The 16,218-nt window shown below is 54.9% G+C and carries 18 protein-coding genes; 7 read left to right on the top strand and 11 right to left on the bottom strand.

Annotation, left to right across the window (positions count from 1 at the left end):
* Positions 1-165: 165 nt before the first annotated feature.
* The 5 genes from lptF (at position 166) to mtgA (ending at position 6,425) form a co-directional block, all read left to right on the top strand.
* Positions 166-1,266, top strand: a complete 1,101-nt coding sequence (gene lptF / locus FHC52_RS13210; RefSeq protein ID WP_021242268.1) for an LPS export ABC transporter permease LptF — start codon at positions 166-168, stop codon at positions 1,264-1,266.
* Positions 1,266-2,348, top strand: a complete 1,083-nt coding sequence (lptG, locus tag FHC52_RS13205) for an LPS export ABC transporter permease LptG (RefSeq protein WP_023326171.1) — start codon at positions 1,266-1,268, stop codon at positions 2,346-2,348. Before lptF ends, lptG begins: the two co-directional genes overlap by 1 nt.
* A gap of 135 nt (positions 2,349-2,483) precedes the next feature.
* The gene (gene arcB / locus FHC52_RS13200; RefSeq protein ID WP_008501438.1) at positions 2,484-4,817 is read left to right on the top strand and encodes an aerobic respiration two-component sensor histidine kinase ArcB; all 2,334 of its coding nucleotides are present in this window, start codon (positions 2,484-2,486) and stop codon (positions 4,815-4,817) included.
* A 232-nt stretch (positions 4,818-5,049) separates the two neighbouring features.
* Complete coding sequence (elbB, locus tag FHC52_RS13195) at positions 5,050-5,703, top strand: isoprenoid biosynthesis glyoxalase ElbB (protein ID WP_032653621.1); 654 nt, start codon at positions 5,050-5,052, stop codon at positions 5,701-5,703.
* Positions 5,700-6,425 carry a monofunctional biosynthetic peptidoglycan transglycosylase gene (gene mtgA / locus FHC52_RS13190; protein ID WP_023326169.1) on the top strand — a complete coding sequence of 242 codons (726 nt, stop codon included), beginning with the start codon at positions 5,700-5,702 and terminating at the stop codon, positions 6,423-6,425. Before elbB ends, mtgA begins: the two co-directional genes overlap by 4 nt.
* 41 nt (positions 6,426-6,466) lie before the next feature.
* On the opposite strand, the gene npr is transcribed toward mtgA, so the two are convergent.
* The 11 genes from npr to FHC52_RS13135 form a co-directional block, all read right to left on the bottom strand.
* Positions 6,467-6,739, bottom strand: a complete 273-nt coding sequence (npr, locus tag FHC52_RS13185) for a PTS phosphocarrier protein NPr (RefSeq protein ID WP_003861872.1) — start codon at positions 6,737-6,739, stop codon at positions 6,467-6,469.
* Complete coding sequence (gene rapZ, locus FHC52_RS13180; RefSeq protein ID WP_008501442.1) at positions 6,736-7,590, bottom strand: RNase adapter RapZ; 855 nt, start codon at positions 7,588-7,590, stop codon at positions 6,736-6,738. The genes npr and rapZ overlap by 4 nt, the downstream gene beginning before the upstream one ends.
* Before the next feature lie 45 nt (positions 7,591-7,635).
* Positions 7,636-8,127 (bottom strand): PTS IIA-like nitrogen regulatory protein PtsN, encoded by a 492-nt coding sequence (ptsN, locus tag FHC52_RS13175; protein WP_008501443.1) that lies wholly within the window; start codon positions 8,125-8,127, stop codon positions 7,636-7,638.
* 82 nt (positions 8,128-8,209) lie between these two features.
* Complete coding sequence (hpf, locus tag FHC52_RS13170; RefSeq protein WP_008501444.1) at positions 8,210-8,497, bottom strand: ribosome hibernation promoting factor; 288 nt, start codon at positions 8,495-8,497, stop codon at positions 8,210-8,212.
* Positions 8,498-8,519: 22 nt separating this feature from the next.
* Positions 8,520-9,953 carry an RNA polymerase factor sigma-54 gene (gene rpoN / locus FHC52_RS13165; RefSeq protein ID WP_008501445.1) on the bottom strand — a complete coding sequence of 478 codons (1,434 nt, stop codon included), beginning with the start codon at positions 9,951-9,953 and terminating at the stop codon, positions 8,520-8,522.
* Positions 9,954-10,000: 47 nt separating this feature from the next.
* Positions 10,001-10,726, bottom strand: a complete 726-nt coding sequence (lptB, locus tag FHC52_RS13160; RefSeq protein WP_008501446.1) for an LPS export ABC transporter ATP-binding protein — start codon at positions 10,724-10,726, stop codon at positions 10,001-10,003.
* A gap of 6 nt (positions 10,727-10,732) precedes the next feature.
* On the bottom strand, positions 10,733-11,287 hold the full coding sequence (gene lptA / locus FHC52_RS13155) for a lipopolysaccharide ABC transporter substrate-binding protein LptA (protein WP_008501447.1): 555 nt from the start codon (positions 11,285-11,287) through the stop codon (positions 10,733-10,735).
* A complete protein-coding gene (gene lptC / locus FHC52_RS13150) occupies positions 11,256-11,831 on the bottom strand; it encodes an LPS export ABC transporter periplasmic protein LptC (protein WP_021242266.1) in 576 nt (191 codons plus the stop codon). The genes lptA and lptC overlap by 32 nt, the downstream gene beginning before the upstream one ends.
* Positions 11,828-12,394 carry a 3-deoxy-manno-octulosonate-8-phosphatase KdsC gene (gene kdsC / locus FHC52_RS13145; protein WP_008501449.1) on the bottom strand — a complete coding sequence of 189 codons (567 nt, stop codon included), beginning with the start codon at positions 12,392-12,394 and terminating at the stop codon, positions 11,828-11,830. Before kdsC ends, lptC begins: the two co-directional genes overlap by 4 nt.
* 14 nt (positions 12,395-12,408) lie before the next feature.
* Positions 12,409-13,395 carry an arabinose-5-phosphate isomerase KdsD gene (gene kdsD / locus FHC52_RS13140; protein WP_008501450.1) on the bottom strand — a complete coding sequence of 329 codons (987 nt, stop codon included), beginning with the start codon at positions 13,393-13,395 and terminating at the stop codon, positions 12,409-12,411.
* 13 nt (positions 13,396-13,408) lie between these two features.
* A complete protein-coding gene (locus FHC52_RS13135; protein ID WP_126289146.1) occupies positions 13,409-14,386 on the bottom strand; it encodes a calcium/sodium antiporter in 978 nt (325 codons plus the stop codon).
* Between the two features lie 227 nt (positions 14,387-14,613).
* On the opposite strand from FHC52_RS13135, the gene mlaF reads away from it, so the two are divergent.
* On the top strand, positions 14,614-15,426 hold the full coding sequence (mlaF, locus tag FHC52_RS13130) for a phospholipid ABC transporter ATP-binding protein MlaF (protein WP_008501452.1): 813 nt from the start codon (positions 14,614-14,616) through the stop codon (positions 15,424-15,426).
* Positions 15,427-15,433: 7 nt separating this feature from the next.
* Positions 15,434-16,216: a lipid asymmetry maintenance ABC transporter permease subunit MlaE gene (gene mlaE / locus FHC52_RS13125; RefSeq protein WP_008501454.1), complete on the top strand. Its 783-nt coding sequence runs from the start codon at positions 15,434-15,436 to the stop codon at positions 16,214-16,216.
* Positions 16,217-16,218: the final 2 nt, after the last annotated feature.

Raw genomic sequence — 16,218 nt, 5'->3', positions numbered from 1 at the left:
TACGTTACTACGGTTTCGACACGTCAGAAAAAGTCCTGAAGCGTGAATCCGCCGGATGTTTTAATCTTAGCGATGATTTCGACGACTCAAGAGAATAAATGACGTTTAAGCCATGAAACAAGCGATTTTCCAGCAAAGAGACGGGTTTTTACGGGCGTATTTAAAGTGATAATCATAAGATATCTGGTGCGGGAGACGCTCAAAAGCCAACTGGCGATCCTCTTCATCCTGCTGCTGATTTTTTTCTGTCAGAAGCTGGTTAAGATCCTCGGTGCGGCCGTTGACGGCGAAATTCCAACAAATCTGGTGCTTTCCCTGCTTGGTTTAGGGATCCCGGAAATGGCGCAGCTTATCCTGCCGCTAAGTCTTTTCCTTGGCCTGCTCATGACGCTTGGGAAACTCTACACCGAGAGTGAAATCACGGTGATGCATGCCTGTGGCCTGAGCAAAGCGGTGCTGGTCAAAGCCGCCATGATACTGGCGCTGTTCACGGGTATCGTTGCGGCGGTGAATGTGATGTGGGCGGGTCCTCTGTCTTCTCGCCATCAGGACGAAGTGCTGGCCGAAGCGAAAGCCAACCCCGGCATGGCGGCATTAGCCCAGGGGCAGTTCCAGCAGGCAACCGACGGGAACTCCGTGCTGTTTATTGAGAGCGTTGACGGCAGCAAATTCAACGATGTCTTCCTGGCGCAGCTGCGTCCTAAAGGTAACGCGCGTCCTTCTGTGGTGGTTGCCGACTCCGGTCAGCTTGCTCAGCGCAAAGATGGTTCTCAGGTCGTGACGCTGAACAAAGGCACCCGTTTCGAAGGCACCGCGATGCTGCGTGACTTCCGCATTACGGATTTCCAGAACTATCAGGCCATTATCGGCCATCAGACCGTGGCGCTCGATCCAACGGATACCGAGCAAATGGACATGCGTACCCTCTGGAATACCGATACCAACCGAGCGCGTGCTGAGTTCCACTGGCGTATTACGCTTGTCTTCACCGTGTTTATGATGGCGCTGATTGTCGTTCCGCTGAGCGTGGTGAACCCGCGTCAGGGACGCGTGCTCTCTATGCTGCCAGCGATGCTGCTTTACCTGATCTATTTCCTGCTGCAAACCTCGATTCGTTCCAACGGCGCGAAGGGTAAGCTGGACCCTATGGTCTGGACATGGTTCGTTAACAGCCTGTACATCTTACTGGCGCTGGGGTTAAACCTGTGGGATACGGTGCCTGTGCGCCGCATACGTGCCCGATTCTCGCGTAAAGGAGCCATCTAATGCAGGCGTTTGGCGTTCTTGATCGCTATATCGGTAAAACCATTTTTACCACCATCATGATGACGTTGTTCATGCTGGTGTCCCTCTCCGGCATTATCAAATTTGTCGATCAGCTGAAAAAAGCCGGGCAGGGGAGCTATGACGCGCTGGGCGCGGGGATGTATACCCTGCTCAGCGTGCCGAAAGATGTGCAGATCTTCTTCCCGATGGCGGCCCTGCTGGGGGCGCTGCTGGGGCTGGGGATGCTGGCGCAGCGCAGTGAGCTGGTCGTTATGCAGGCTTCGGGTTTTACCCGTATGCAGGTCGCGCTGTCGGTAATGAAAACCGCCATCCCCCTGGTGCTGTTGACCATGGCGATTGGCGAGTGGGTCGCGCCGCAGGGCGAACAGATGGCGCGTAACTACCGTGCTCAGGCCATGTACGGCGGCTCACTGCTCTCGACTCAGCAAGGTTTATGGGCGAAAGACGGTAAAAACTTCGTCTACATCGAACGGGTGAAGGGGAATGATGAACTGGGCGGAGTGAGCATCTACGCTTTCGATGACCAGCGCCGTCTGCAGTCCGTTCGCCACGCCTCTTCGGCGAAGTTTGACGCCGAACATAAGCAGTGGCGGTTGTCCCAGGTTGATGAATCTGACCTGACCGATCCGAAACAGATTACGGGTGCTCAGACAGTAACCGGTACGTGGAAAACCAACCTGACGCCCGATAAGCTCGGCGTGGTGGCGCTGGATCCTGACGCGCTCTCCATCAGCGGTTTACACAACTATGTGAAATACCTGAAGTCGAGCGGACAGGATGCGGGACGCTATCAGCTCAACATGTGGAGCAAAATCTTCCAGCCGATGTCCGTGGCGGTAATGATGCTGATGGCGCTGTCGTTTATCTTCGGCCCGTTGCGCAGCGTGCCGATGGGAGTCCGCGTCGTGACCGGCATCAGCTTCGGCTTTGTGTTCTACGTGCTCGATCAGATCTTCGGTCCGCTGACGCTGGTTTATGGCATTCCGCCGATTATCGGTGCGCTGCTGCCAAGCGCCAGCTTCCTCCTGATCAGTCTCTGGCTGCTGTTGAAACGCTCCTGATTGACCTCTCCTCGCTTCCGGTTACCCGGGAGCGAGGCTAATCTCCTGTTTCACCCCGCACTTTTTCTCACAACCTTCAACGTCCCGCCGCGAATTTGAGTATTATTGAGCGATAACGTCGTGAAGGGATCCTCTATGAAGCAAATTCGAATGCTTGCCCAGTATTACGTCGACCTGATGATGAAGCTTGGGCTGGTGCGTTTTTCCATGCTGCTTGCGCTGGCGCTGGTCGTTCTGGCCATTGTCGTGCAAATGGCGGTTACCATGGTTCTGCATGGTCAGGTCGAGAGTATCGACGTCATCCGCTCCATCTTCTTTGGCTTGCTTATTACTCCCTGGGCGGTCTATTTCCTTTCCGTGGTGGTTGAACAGCTGGAAGAGTCCCGTCAGCGTTTGTCTAAGCTGGTGGATAAGCTGGAAGAGATGCGCGAGCGTGACCTGAAGCTCAACGTCCAGCTCAAAGACAACATTGCGCAGCTGAATCAGGAGATTTCAGATCGTGAGAAAGCGGAGGCCGAGCGTCAGGCCACCCTGGAACAGCTGAAAATCGAAATGAAAGAGCGCGAGGTCACGCAGATCCAGCTTGAGCAGCAATCTTCTTTCCTGCGATCGTTCCTGGATGCGTCGCCGGATCTGGTGTTCTACCGTAATGAAGATAAAGAGTTTTCCGGCTGTAACCGGGCGATGGAGTTGCTCACCGGGAAAAGCGAGAAGCAGCTGATACACCTGAAGCCGCAGGACGTTTACTCTGAAGAGGCGGCGGCCAAGGTCATGGAGACCGACGAAAAAGTCTTCCGTCATAACGTCTCGCTGACCTATGAACAGTGGCTGGATTACCCGGACGGGCGCAAAGCCTGCTTTGAGATCCGTAAGGTGCCCTACTATGACCGCGTGGGGAAACGCCACGGCCTGATGGGCTTTGGCCGCGATATTACCGAGCGTAAGCGCTATCAGGATGCCCTGGAGCGCGCCAGCCGCGACAAGACCACCTTTATCTCCACCATCAGCCACGAGCTGCGCACGCCGCTTAACGGCATCGTCGGGTTGAGCCGTATTCTGCTGGATACCGACCTGACCGCAGAGCAGGAAAAATACCTCAAGACTATCCATGTTTCAGCGGTCACGCTGGGTAATATCTTCAACGATATTATTGATATGGATAAGATGGAGCGCCGCAAAGTTCAGCTTGATAACCAGCCTGTGGATTTCACCAGCTTCCTTGCCGATCTGGAAAACCTGTCTGGCCTGCAGGCGCAGCAGAAGGGATTGAGCTTTGTCATGGAGCCAACCCTGCCGCTGCCGCATAAAGTGGTGACGGACGGCACGCGACTGCGCCAGATCCTGTGGAACCTGATCAGCAACGCGGTGAAATTTACCCAGAAAGGAAAGGTGGCGGTGCGTATCCGCTATGACGAAGGTGACATGCTGCACTTCGAGGTGGAAGACTCCGGGATGGGTATTCCGCTGGAGGAGCAGGACAAAATCTTCGCCATGTATTATCAGGTGAAGGACAGCAACGGTGGGAAACCGGCCACCGGTACGGGCATTGGCCTGGCGGTGTCTAAACGTCTGGCGAAGAGTATGGGCGGCGATATCACCGTTGCCAGCCAGCCGGGCAAAGGGTCAACCTTCACGCTGACGGTCCATGCCCCTGCGGTGGCGGAAGAGGTAGAGGATACCTTTGAAAATGACGATATGCCGCTGCCTGCCCTGCACGTCCTGCTGGTGGAAGATATTGAGCTGAACGTAATTGTGGCGCGCTCTGTGCTGGAAAAACTGGGCAACAGCGTGGATGTCGCGATGACCGGTAAAGCCGCGCTGGAGATGTTTAAACCAGGCGAATACGATCTTGTTCTGCTGGATATTCAATTACCGGATATGACCGGGCTGGATATCTCGCGCGAGTTGACGCGTCAGTACGCGGCCGACGAACTGCCGCCGCTGGTTGCCCTGACGGCGAACGTGCTGAAAGATAAAAAAGAGTATCTCGATGCCGGTATGGACGATGTACTCAGCAAGCCGCTGGCGGTGCCTGCTCTGACCGCTATGATCAAAAAGTTCTGGGATACCCATGATGAAGAGGAGAGCACCATGACGTCTGTTGATAGCGCAAAAGCCCAAACGATACTCGATACCGCGATGCTGGAGCAGTACATCGATCTGGTGGGGCCGAAACTGATTACCGACGGTCTGGCGGTGTTCGAAAAAATGATGCCGGGCTATCTGAGCGTGCTGGAATCCAACCTGACGGCCCGTGACCAGAAGGGGATCGTGGAAGAAGGACATAAAATCAAAGGTGCCGCCGGCTCGGTTGGCTTACGCCATCTGCAGCAGTTGGGGCAACAGATTCAGTCGCCTGATTTACCTGCATGGGAAGATAACGTGGGTGATTGGGTTGAAGAGATGAAACAGGAATGGCAAAACGATGTGGCGGTGCTAAAAGCCTGGGTTGACGCCAGAAAAAAATGACCCCGGATTAACCGGGGTGCGCGAATACTGCGCCAACACCAGGGAAATCGTGGCTGCGCCTGTTTTTAAACGTTATTTTTGAAAGGGCGCTGCCTGAAAAATTTAGGCCGCACGCAGATAAGATAGCAAATCTTAAATGGTTTGTTACATGAATCAGTGAAATGTGTGAAGCATAGCGTTTTAATCAAAATTATTAATGTGCTTCAGCAAGTTGCAGAAAAGGATTCTCATGATGAAAAAGATTGGTGTCGTGCTAAGCGGATGCGGTGTTTATGATGGCTCTGAGATACATGAAGCCGTCATCACGCTGCTGGCCCTGGCTAAGCAGGGAGCCGAGGTGATTTGTTTTGCACCGGACAAAAATCAGGCGGATGTGATTAACCATCTGACCGGTGAGCCGATGGCGGAAACCCGTAACGTGCTGATTGAAGCCGCGCGCATTGCGCGAGGTGACATCCATCCTCTTATTCAGGCAGACCCTGCAGAGCTTGATGCGCTCATTGTGCCGGGTGGGTTTGGCGCAGCCAAAAATCTCAGTACCTTTGCCGCGCAGGGCGCGGAGTGTCAGATCGATCCTCATCTCAAAGCGCTGTCGCAGGCCATGCATGCGGCAGGAAAACCGCTGGGCTTTATCTGTATCGCACCGGCGATGTTGCCTAAAATTTTTGATTTCCCGCTGCGCCTGACCATCGGGACGGATATTGATACCGCAGAGATTGTCGAAGAAATGGGGGGCGAACACGTTCCGTGCCCGGTGGATGACATTGTGGTTGATGAAGATAACAAGATTGTCACCACGCCTGCGTATATGCTGGCGAAGAATATCGCGGAAGCCGCCGTGGGCATTGAAAAACTGGTCGCCCGCGTGCTGGTGCTGACGGAATGAGGCGTCCGTTTTCCGCAGGCGCATGGGTGAAACGCCTTCTTCTACGCATCGTTCTCGTCATGGCGGTGTTCTGGGGAGGCGGGCTGGCCGTGTTCAGCATTATGCCGGTCCCGTTCTCTGCCGTGATGGTTGAGCGTCAGCTCGGCGCGTGGCTCAGCGGCGATTTCGGCTATGTTGCCCATTCTGACTGGGTAAGCATGGACGAGATCTCTCCGTTCATGGGGCTGGCGGTCATCGCAGCGGAGGATCAGAAATTCCCGGAGCACTGGGGGTTCGACGTTGCGGCCATTGAGAAGGCGCTGGCCCATAATGAACGCCATGAAAACCGCGTGCGCGGCGCGTCAACGTTGTCGCAGCAGACGGCCAAAAATCTGTTTCTGTGGGACGGCCGCAGCTGGGTGCGAAAGGGGCTGGAAGCGGGGCTCACCCTGGGCATGGAAACGGTCTGGAGCAAAAAGCGCATTCTGACCGTGTATCTCAACGTTGCCGAGTTTGGCGACGGGGTATTTGGTGTCGAAGCTGCATCACAACGCTATTTTAATAAACCCGCCAGCAAGCTGAGCATGTCTGAGGCGGCGCTGCTCGCGGCTGTTCTGCCTAATCCCATCCGTTTTAAAGCCAGTGCCCCCTCAGGGTACGTGCGAAGCCGTCAGGCGTGGATTATGCGCCAGATGCGTCAGTTGGGAGGAGAAGGGTTTATGGAGAGCAACAAACTTATGTAGGGCGGGTAAGCGCAGCGCCACCCGCCTGAAGGGCAGAGACCTTAATCTTCGTCGAACCCTGCGTTAAACAGCGCAATCACCGCCGCCAGCGCTTCCTCTTCCTGGGGGCCGGTGGCTTCGACTTCAATCTGACGCCCTTTGGCGGAATCCAGCATCAGCAGCGCAATGACGCTGTTCGCCTCCGCTTCGGTACCTTCGTCATTCCGCAGCAGAACTTCTGCATCGAAACCCTGCATCAGCTCAAACAGCTTCATCGCCGGGCGCGCATGCATGCCCAGCTTATTGGTGATCTCAACGGTCTGTTTTACGGTCATGTTTTACGTTTTTCCAGCGTGCGATGACGGGACTGAACGTTCTTCCCGCGCGAGCGGAAGTAGTCGGCCAGCTGTTCGGCGATATAAACCGAACGATGTTTACCGCCGGTACAGCCAATCGCTACCGTCAGATAGCTACGATTGTTTGTCTCCAGCATAGGTAACCATAGCTCAAGGTAGCTTCGCGTCTGGTAGATAAAATTGTGAACTTCTGTGTGCCTGTCGAGGAAAGCCGCGACGGGTTTATCCAGACCGGTCATAGGACGCAGTTTCGGATCCCAGTGCGGGTTCGGCAGAAAGCGCACGTCGAAAACATAATCCGCATCAATCGGGATACCGTGCTTGAAGCCAAAGGATTCGAACACCATCGTCAGTTCGCGTTCGCGTTTTCCCAGCAAGCGGGTACGCAGCATTTCTGCCAGCTCGTGAACGGACATTTCAGAGGTGTCGACAATCAGGTCGGCGCGAGAACGCAGCGGCTCCAGCAGATCGCTCTCTTCATCGATTGCGCTCTCCAGGGAGAGGTTCTTACTGGAAAGCGGGTGCAAACGACGGGTGTCGCTGTAGCGGCGGATAAGAGTATTACGGTCTGCATCGAGGAACAGCAGCTGAGGCGAGAACGTATCAGGCAGGTTACTCATTGCCTGCTCGAAGATCTCTGGCGATTCCGGCATGTTACGAACGTCGATACTGACGGCAGCCGAGGTCTGTCTCTCGGCAAGCGTACGGGCCAGGTCGGGCAACAACACGACCGGAAGGTTATCGACGCAGTAAAAACCCATGTCTTCCAGCGCGCGCAGAGCCACGGATTTCCCCGACCCTGAACGACCGCTGACAATCATCAGCACCATGTTCCGTTTCTCCTCAGGACAACAGATGTAAAGGCCATCTCCTGGTTATGCATCATCCTGATTGCCTTCTGCTTCGGTGATAATTTGATAAAGCTCTTCATCACTTTGAGCCGAGCGCAGTCGACGGCAAATGGTTTTATCAGCCAGACGTTTGGCGACCAGCGACAGCGTATGCAGATGGGTTTTCGTCTGGTCAGCAGGCACCAGCAGCGCGAAGAGGAGATCGACGGGCTGGTTATCAATGGCATCAAAGGCGATCGGTGTTTCAAGCTGCACAAACACACCGACGGCACGCAGGGTATCCTCTTCCAGCTTGCCGTGCGGGATTGCGATGCCGTTGCCGATACCGGTACTGCCCATCTTTTCACGGGTCAGAATCGCTTCGAACACCACCTGCGGCGGCAGGCCCAGCTGTTTTGCGGCCAGTTCACTGATGATTTCCAGCGCACGTTTTTTGCTCTGGCAGTGAACCGCACTGCGGGTACATTCCTGGTTAAGGACATTGCTCAGTTGAAGAGCGGAATCGTTGTTCATCATAATTTCACCTAAGCGCTAACTGTACAAATGGCCTGTTGTGTTTCACAACAGGCCGTCCTGCACCCGTTAACAGCCCGGACAATTAGTGTTGTTTCAGTTTATCTTTATGTTTATTGAGCTGTCGCGCAAGCTTATCAATCAAGCCGTCGATAGCAGCGTACATGTCTTGCCCTTCCGCACTGGCATGCAGTTCCCCCCCGTTAACATGCAGGGTGGCATCCGAGATATGAGTCACTTTCTCCACTTTCAACACAATGTAGACCTGATTGATCCTTTCGAAATACTGCTCGAGTTTTGCAAACTTCGCGTTCACAAAGTCGCGTAAAGCCTCAGTAATTTCGACGTTTTGTCCAGTGATGTTGAGCTGCATAGTGTCTTCCTTATCGGTTGTGTCAGACCAGCTGTTTACGCTGGTTGGACGGCGGAATGGATAAAGACTCTCGATACTTCGCAACAGTACGACGTGCCACCATAATACCCTGATCGGACAGCATGGTGGTTAACTTACTGTCGCTTAGTGGCTTCGCGGGATTCTCCGCGGCGATCAACTTCTTCACCAGAGCACGAATGGCCGTTGACGACGCTTCGCCGCCGCCCTCGGTATTCACATGGCTGGAGAAGAAATACTTAAGCTCAAAAATACCGCGTGGACTGTGCAGATACTTCTGCGTGGTGACACGGGAAATGGTTGATTCATGCATCTCGACGGCCTGGGCGATATCCGCCAGCACCATCGGTTTCATATACTCTTCGCCCTGCTCAAAGAAAGCCTGCTGCTGTTCGACAATACAGCGGCTGACGCGTAGCAGCGTATCATTTCGGCTCTCCAGACTTTTGATCAGCCATCGCGCTTCCTGCAAATTGCTACGAATATATTGATTGTCGGCGTCGTTACGCACGCTGGTGCACATGGAGGCATACTGCTGGTTGATTTGCAGGCGAGGGATGCTGTCTGAATTCAGTTCAACGACCCAGCGGCCGTTGTGTTTTCTGACCAGCACATCCGGGATCACGTACTCGGGCTCGCTGGTCTGGATCGACTGACCGGGGCGCGGATCGAGCGACTGGATCAGATTCACCGCTTCTTTCAGCACCTCTTCTTTCAGGCGCGTGACGCGCATCAGGGTGCGGAAATCGTGGTTCGCCAGCAGATCCAGATGATCGCTGATGATCGCGCGCGCCTCCTCGAGCCATGGCGTCTCTTTGCTGAACTGAGAAAGCTGGATCAGCAGACAGTCGCGCAGATCTTTTGCAGCCACGCCTACCGGATCGAAACGCTGGATGCGCTTCAGAACGGCTTCGACTTCCTCAAGCTCAATCTCGTCGTCGCCCATGCTTTCCAGTATATCGTCGAGGGTGACGGTCAAATAGCCGGTGTCGTCAACGGCATCGACAATCGACGTGGCAATCGCGCGGTCGGTATCGGAGAAGGGGGTGAGTTCCACCTGCCACATCAGGTAATCCTGCAGCGACTGGGTGGTTTCGCCCTGATAGACCGGTAGCTCATCGTCCTGGTAGTCTGCACGCGTACCGGAAGGGGTTCCGGCGGTGTAGATTTCATCCCAGCTGGCATCAAGCGGAAGCTCGTCGGGCATCTCTTTTTGTTCGAGTGCATCCGCGGTATCGAGCGCTTCAGTATCCTGCGATTGCTGGGTATCTACCTCGTCATGAAGATCGGTTTGTTCCAGCAGGGGGTTACTGTCCAGCGCCTGCTGGAGCTCCTGCTGAAGTTCTAACGTGGACAGTTGCAACAGGCGAATTGCCTGCTGTAGCTGCGGCGTCATCGCCAGTTGTTGGCTGAGCCTTAATTGCAAACCTTGCTTCATGTTCAGAGCATTTTTCTCCGGTTCGGCGTTACGTTACCTCTACCCTATCAGAGTCTGAAGTCTTCCCCAAGATAGACGCGCTTAACATGATCGTCTTCGAGGATCTGCTGCGGCGTACCGTGGGCGATCAGATTGCCCTGGCTGACAATATAGGCGCGTTCACATACGGCCAGCGTTTCACGCACGTTGTGGTCGGTGATCAGTACGCCAAGCCCGCTGTCGCGCAGGTGCTCAATGATACGTTTAATGTCGATAACGGAGATGGGGTCAACGCCCGCAAACGGTTCATCCAGAAGGATAAATTTCGGGTTTGCGGCCAGCGCACGCGCAATCTCAACGCGACGGCGTTCGCCCCCGGAGAGTGCCTGACCGAGGCTGTCGCGCAGATGCTCAATGTGGAACTCTTCCATCAGCTCGTTGGCACGATCCTGACGCTGTTCGTTGGTCAGGTCGTTACGAATTTGCAGGACCGCCATCAGGTTGTCGTAAACGCTGAGACGACGGAAAATGGAGGCTTCCTGCGGCAGATAGCCGATCCCGCGACGCGCGCGCGCGTGCAGCGGCAGAAGACTGATGTCTTCATCGTCAATGATAATGTTGCCGGCATCGCGCGGCACAATACCCACCACCATGTAGAAGGTTGTCGTTTTACCCGCACCGTTCGGGCCAAGCAGCCCCACGATTTCGCCGGAGTTGACGGTGAGACTGACATCTTCTACGACACGGCGGCCCTTATAGGCCTTCGCGAGGTTTTTTGCAGTTAATGTTGCCATAACGAATTAGTTACTCTTCTTCTGTGCCGGGGCCTGGCCCTTGCCTTTGTCCTGCAGCTGCGACGGAACCAGTACGGTGGTCACGCGTTTGCCTTTCTCGCTGGAGGCCTGCATTTTTTGCTCTTTAACCAGATAGGTAATCTGGTCGCCGGTAATGTTGCTGTCCAGCTGTTCCAGATACGCATTCCCGGTCAGGATGACCAGATCCTTCGCCAGCTCATAGTGCATGTGCGTAGCGCGGCCTTTCACCGGCTTGCCGTTGTCCTGCATTTGATAGAAGGTTGCCGGGTTGCCGTAACCATCAATAATCTCTTTGCCCTGCTCGCCACCCGGACGGGTTACGACCACTTTGTCGGCGTTGATTTTGATGGTGCCCTGGGTCATGACGACGTTACCCGTGAAGGTGACGACGTTACCCTGCATATCGAGAGACTGGGTGTCGGACTCAATATGGATCGGCTGGTCGGTATCGCCCGTTACAGCAAGCGCGGGGAGACTGGCCGCCAGCATCGCGCTGGCGATAATTACTTTAAGGCTGAGTTTGTTTGTTTTGAATTTCATAGGAGGTTCTAACCTTTTCAATCAGCTCGGCGTTCTTGCTGCGTAAGTTCCCGCGCATTCTTAAACCGCTGGAATTAAATGTTGTGCCATACAGTGTGACCAGATCCTGCGACGTCACGTCCTGGGTTACCAGGTTGATCTGGGCATTATCCGTCGTAATTTTTCGCAGTTGCGAGTCAGCGGTCAGGGCGTTGACTTCAACGTGGCCATACAGATAAAGCATACGGTCATTTGTCAGTTTGGCCCGATCTGACTTAATTGACCACGTCGGCACTTTGTCTTTATCAAATGTGGTCATCACAGGTTGGGTAAACCATGAAACGCCATCATCGGAAAAATATTCAACATGCTGGGCAATCAGGCGATAGTTCAGCGCGCCTTCCGGGCTATAGACCACGGTGTCGCTGTGATCGCTTTTATAGGTTGGATCGGTATTGTTGATCACTTCCGTTTGCGTATCGTCGCGATCGGCAAGGTTCACGCCAATCAATACCAGTGCGACAAGCGAAAGCAAAATGATAATCCAACGTCTGGTTTTACTCATATCGATTGCCCTTTGGCCTCATCAAGCTTGCCCTGCGCCAGCAGAAGCAGATCGCAGACTTCACGGACAGCGCCGCGGCCACCGTTGATGTGGGTAACGTAGTCGGCGCGCGGGATCAGCAGCGGATGCGCATCGGCAACGGCGATGCTCAGCCCAACTTCAGCCATCACCGGCCAGTCAATCAGGTCGTCCCCGACGTAGGCCACGTTTTCCGGTGCGATAGCCAGTTTACCCAGTAAATCATTGAACGCCGCCATCTTATCGGATTGACCCTGATACAGATGGGTAATACCTAAAGTTTCACAGCGGTCTTCTACCAGTTTAGCGTTTCGTCCGGTGATGATCGCCACCTCAATCCCCGAGGTGAGCGCACAGCGGATACCGTAGCCGTCGCGAACGTTAAACGCCTTCAGCTCTTCACCATTATTGCCCATGTAAATCAGGCCGTCGGAGAGAACCCCATCCACATCGAGGATGAGCAGACGAATGTTTTCCGCCTTTGCCATCATCTGCGTACTGACCGGACCATAACAGGTTGCAAGGGATGCACCCGCATTACTCATTGTCTTATCCTTCATTACACTACGCCTGCGCGCAGCAGATCATGCATATGTACCACACCCAGCAACTGGTCGCCATCGGCAACCATAACGGAGGTGATATGGCGGGACTGCATCAGGTTCAGCACATCCACGGCCAGCGTACCCGGACGCACGCGGATACCGCCCGGCGTCATCACGTCGGCAATGCCGAGCGTGCGGACATCGACACCCATGTCGAACACGCGACGCAGGTCGCCATCGGTGAAGATCCCCTGAATTTTCATCAGATCGTCGCACACGACCGTCATCCCCAGATTCTTGCGGGTGATTTCCAGCAGCGCATCACGCAGGGAGGCTTCTTTACTGACGTGAGGGATCTCATCCCCGGTGTGCATAATATCGTTTACCCGCAGCAGGAGCTTGCGCCCCAGCGCGCCGCCCGGGTGGGAAAGCGCGAAATCTTCCGGCGTAAAGCCACGGGCTTCAAGCAGCGCCACGGCAAGCGCATCGCCCATGACCAGTGCAGCGGTGGTGCTGGAGGTCGGCGCCAGACCGAGCGGACAGGCCTCCTTGGGAACCTTCACGCACAGGTGAATATCGGCTGCACGCGCCATGCTGCTTTCCGGACGGCTGGTCATGCAAATCAGCGGCACCTGCAGTCGCTTCAGAACCGGGATGAGCGCCAGGATTTCATTGGACTCACCGGAGTTGGAGAGCGCGATGACGATATCCTGCGGCGTGACCATACCCAGGTCCCCGTGCGCGGCTTCCCCCGGGTGGACAAAGAAGGAGGAGGTGCCGGTACTGGCAAAGGTTGCCGCCATTTTGCGTCCAATGTGGCCGGACTTGCCCATCCCCATCACCACGACTTTGCCGGCGCAGTAGAATATCTTCTCACATGCCAGACTAAAATCCTGATTAATGTACTGATCTAACTGCGCCAGACCTTCACGTTCAATCTCCAGAACGTCTTTGCCTGCTTTCTGAAAGTCAAAACCCGGCTGCAATTCTATTTGCGACATAATGCGTTTCCGTTTACCCAGAGAGAAGAGGCGAGAGCCAGTACAGCATCGCCATCCATACGATAAATCCACCCGTCAGCAGCGCGCCTGCGCCTTTGCCGATCTGTCGTTGCCGCCGCCAGCAGAGCAGGGCAAAAATTACGCTGACCAGCAACATCACGCCGTAATCACGTGAGAACGCCAGAGGATTAAAGGGCCCTGGCGAAATCAGGGCCGGCAGGCCCATCACAATGGCGATATTAAAAATGTTAGAACCGATGATATTACCAATGGCAATGTCATCCTCACCTTTACGTGCCCCCGCAATGGCGGTGGCCAGCTCCGGCAGGCTGGTGCCGATGGCAATCACCGTCAGGCCTATAGTCAGCTCGCTGATGGCAAAATAGTTCGCCAGCACCGTCGCGTTATCCACGACCATGCGCGTTGCCATCGGCATGATGATCAGTGCGACGCCCAGCCAGAGCAGAGCAACAGGCAGCGTGCCTTCTCGCGGAAGCTCGGCGACCTGCTCGCGCGTGAGGCTATCCTGACCCTGCTTTTCAGCCAGACGGGCGATCTTAACACTATACAGCAGCCAAATAACGGCCAGCGCCAGCAGGAAAATGCCGTCGCTGTAGCTCAGTACGCCATCGTAAAATACGCACCCTGCCAGCAGGCTTACGAGTAACATTAGCGGCAATTCACGGCGCAGAACATCAGAATGCACGCGAAAAGGATGGAGCAGCGCGGCCAGGCCTAAAATCAATAAAATATTGACGATGTTAGAGCCAATGGCGGTGCCGACTGCCAGGTCTACCTGACCATGCAGCGAGGCAGAGACAGAGACGATGATTTCAGGAAGCGACGTTCCTACGCTGACCACGGTCATCCCGATGACAACAGGCGGTACGCCACACAGGCGACACAGGATAGATGCAGCAAACACTAAACGGTCAGCACTGTAGACCACCAACAGTAAACCAATTATTAACAGTGCTGTTGCTAAAAGCATCAAAAGTCCTTTCTTCAGGTATACTCGTCGGTCCATTGCTCGGGAATGGCTGGACTGCATACAGTCTGAGGCGTAACGAATTCCTAATTTTGACTTTATGCGCCGGAAAAGTAAAACAAATGCCAGCTTTCGCTAACCTCTACGGTTATTATTCTGTAAAAATGCGGAGTTTAGGGCTGATTCAGGCTACATGCCTTAACGTGAGCAGGATAAGAAAGGAACCATAAATGAGCCAAACCATGGCGAATTTAGTCGATGTCCGCGGGGTGAGTTTTTCTCGCGCCAACAGATTGATATTTGATGATATTTCGTTGACCGTGCCGCGTGGCAAAATTACTGCCATCATGGGGCCGTCCGGGATCGGTAAAACGACCCTGCTCCGCCTTATCGGTGGGCAGATCCCACCGGATAGCGGTGAAATCCTCTTTGATGGCGAAAACATCCCGGAGATGTCGCGCTCGCGCCTGTATACTGTTCGCAAACGCATGAGCATGCTCTTTCAGTCGGGGGCTTTGTTCACCGACATGAACGTCTTTGATAACGTTGCCTATCCGCTGCGCGAGCATACCAGCCTGCCGCCTGCGCTGCTGAAAAGCACGGTGATGATGAAGCTAGAAGCCGTCGGGCTGCGGGGCGCCGCGAAGCTGATGCCTTCGGAGCTGTCCGGCGGGATGGCGCGTCGTGCCGCGCTGGCGCGAGCCATCGCATTAGAACCTGATTTAATCATGTTCGACGAACCGTTTGTCGGGCAGGATCCCATCACGATGGGCGTGCTGGTGAAGCTCATCTCTGAGCTGAACAGCGCGCTTGGCGTCACCTGCATTGTGGTGTCTCACGATGTACCTGAAGTGTTGAGCATTGCCGATTACGCCTACATCGTAGCGGACAAAAAGATCGTCGCACACGGTAGCGCCCAGGCGCTGCAGGAAAATTGCGATCCGCGCGTGCGGCAGTTCCTCGACGGTATTGCCGATGGCCCTGTGCCGTTCCGCTATCCGGCGGGCGACTATCGTGACGATTTACTGGGAATAGGGAGTTAAGCCACTCATGCTGTTAAATGCGTTGGCCGCTCTCGGACACCGTGGCATAAAAACCATCAGGACGTTCGGGCGTGCCGGATTAATGTTATTCAACGCGCTGGTCGGCAAGCCGGAATTCCGTAAGCACGCGCCGCTATTGGTGCGTCAGCTTTATAACGTCGGCGTGCTGTCGATGCTCATCATCATTGTCTCCGGTCTGTTTATCGGTATGGTGCTGGGTCTGCAGGGCTACCTGGTGCTGACAACCTACAGTGCGGAAACCAGCCTCGGGATGCTGGTGGCGCTCTCGCTGCTGCGTGAACTGGGGCCCGTTGTGGCGGCGCTGCTTTTCGCCGGGCGCGCGGGGTCGGCCTTAACGGCTGAAATTGGCCTGATGCGCGCGACCGAGCAGCTCTCCAGCATGGAGATGATGGCGGTCGATCCGCTGCGTCGCGTGATCTCGCCGCGTTTCTGGGCCGGGGTCATCTCTTTACCGCTGCTGACGATTCTGTTTGTCGCCGTGGGGATCTGGGGCGGTTCGCTGGTTGGCGTGCACTGGAAAGGCATTGATGCCGGTTTCTTCTGGTCTGCCATGCAGGACGCCATTGATCTGCGAATGGATCTGATTAACTGCCTGATTAAGAGCGTGGTATTTGCCATTACGGTCACCTGGATTGCATTGTTCAATGGTTACGATGCCATCCCGACGTCGGCGGGCATTAGCCGCGCAACTACACGTACTGTCGTTCATTCGTCGCTGGCCGTACTGGGTCTGGATTTTGTGCTCACCGCACTGATGTTTGGGAATTGAGT

Origin of the sequence: Enterobacter sp. EC_64, from assembly GCF_019584165.1 — a bacterium.
GTDB classification, from domain to species: Bacteria; Pseudomonadota; Gammaproteobacteria; order Enterobacterales; family Enterobacteriaceae; genus Enterobacter; species Enterobacter roggenkampii.
The sequence above is the reverse complement of the archived record's forward strand: the minus strand, read 5'-3'. Positions and strand labels throughout refer to the sequence as shown.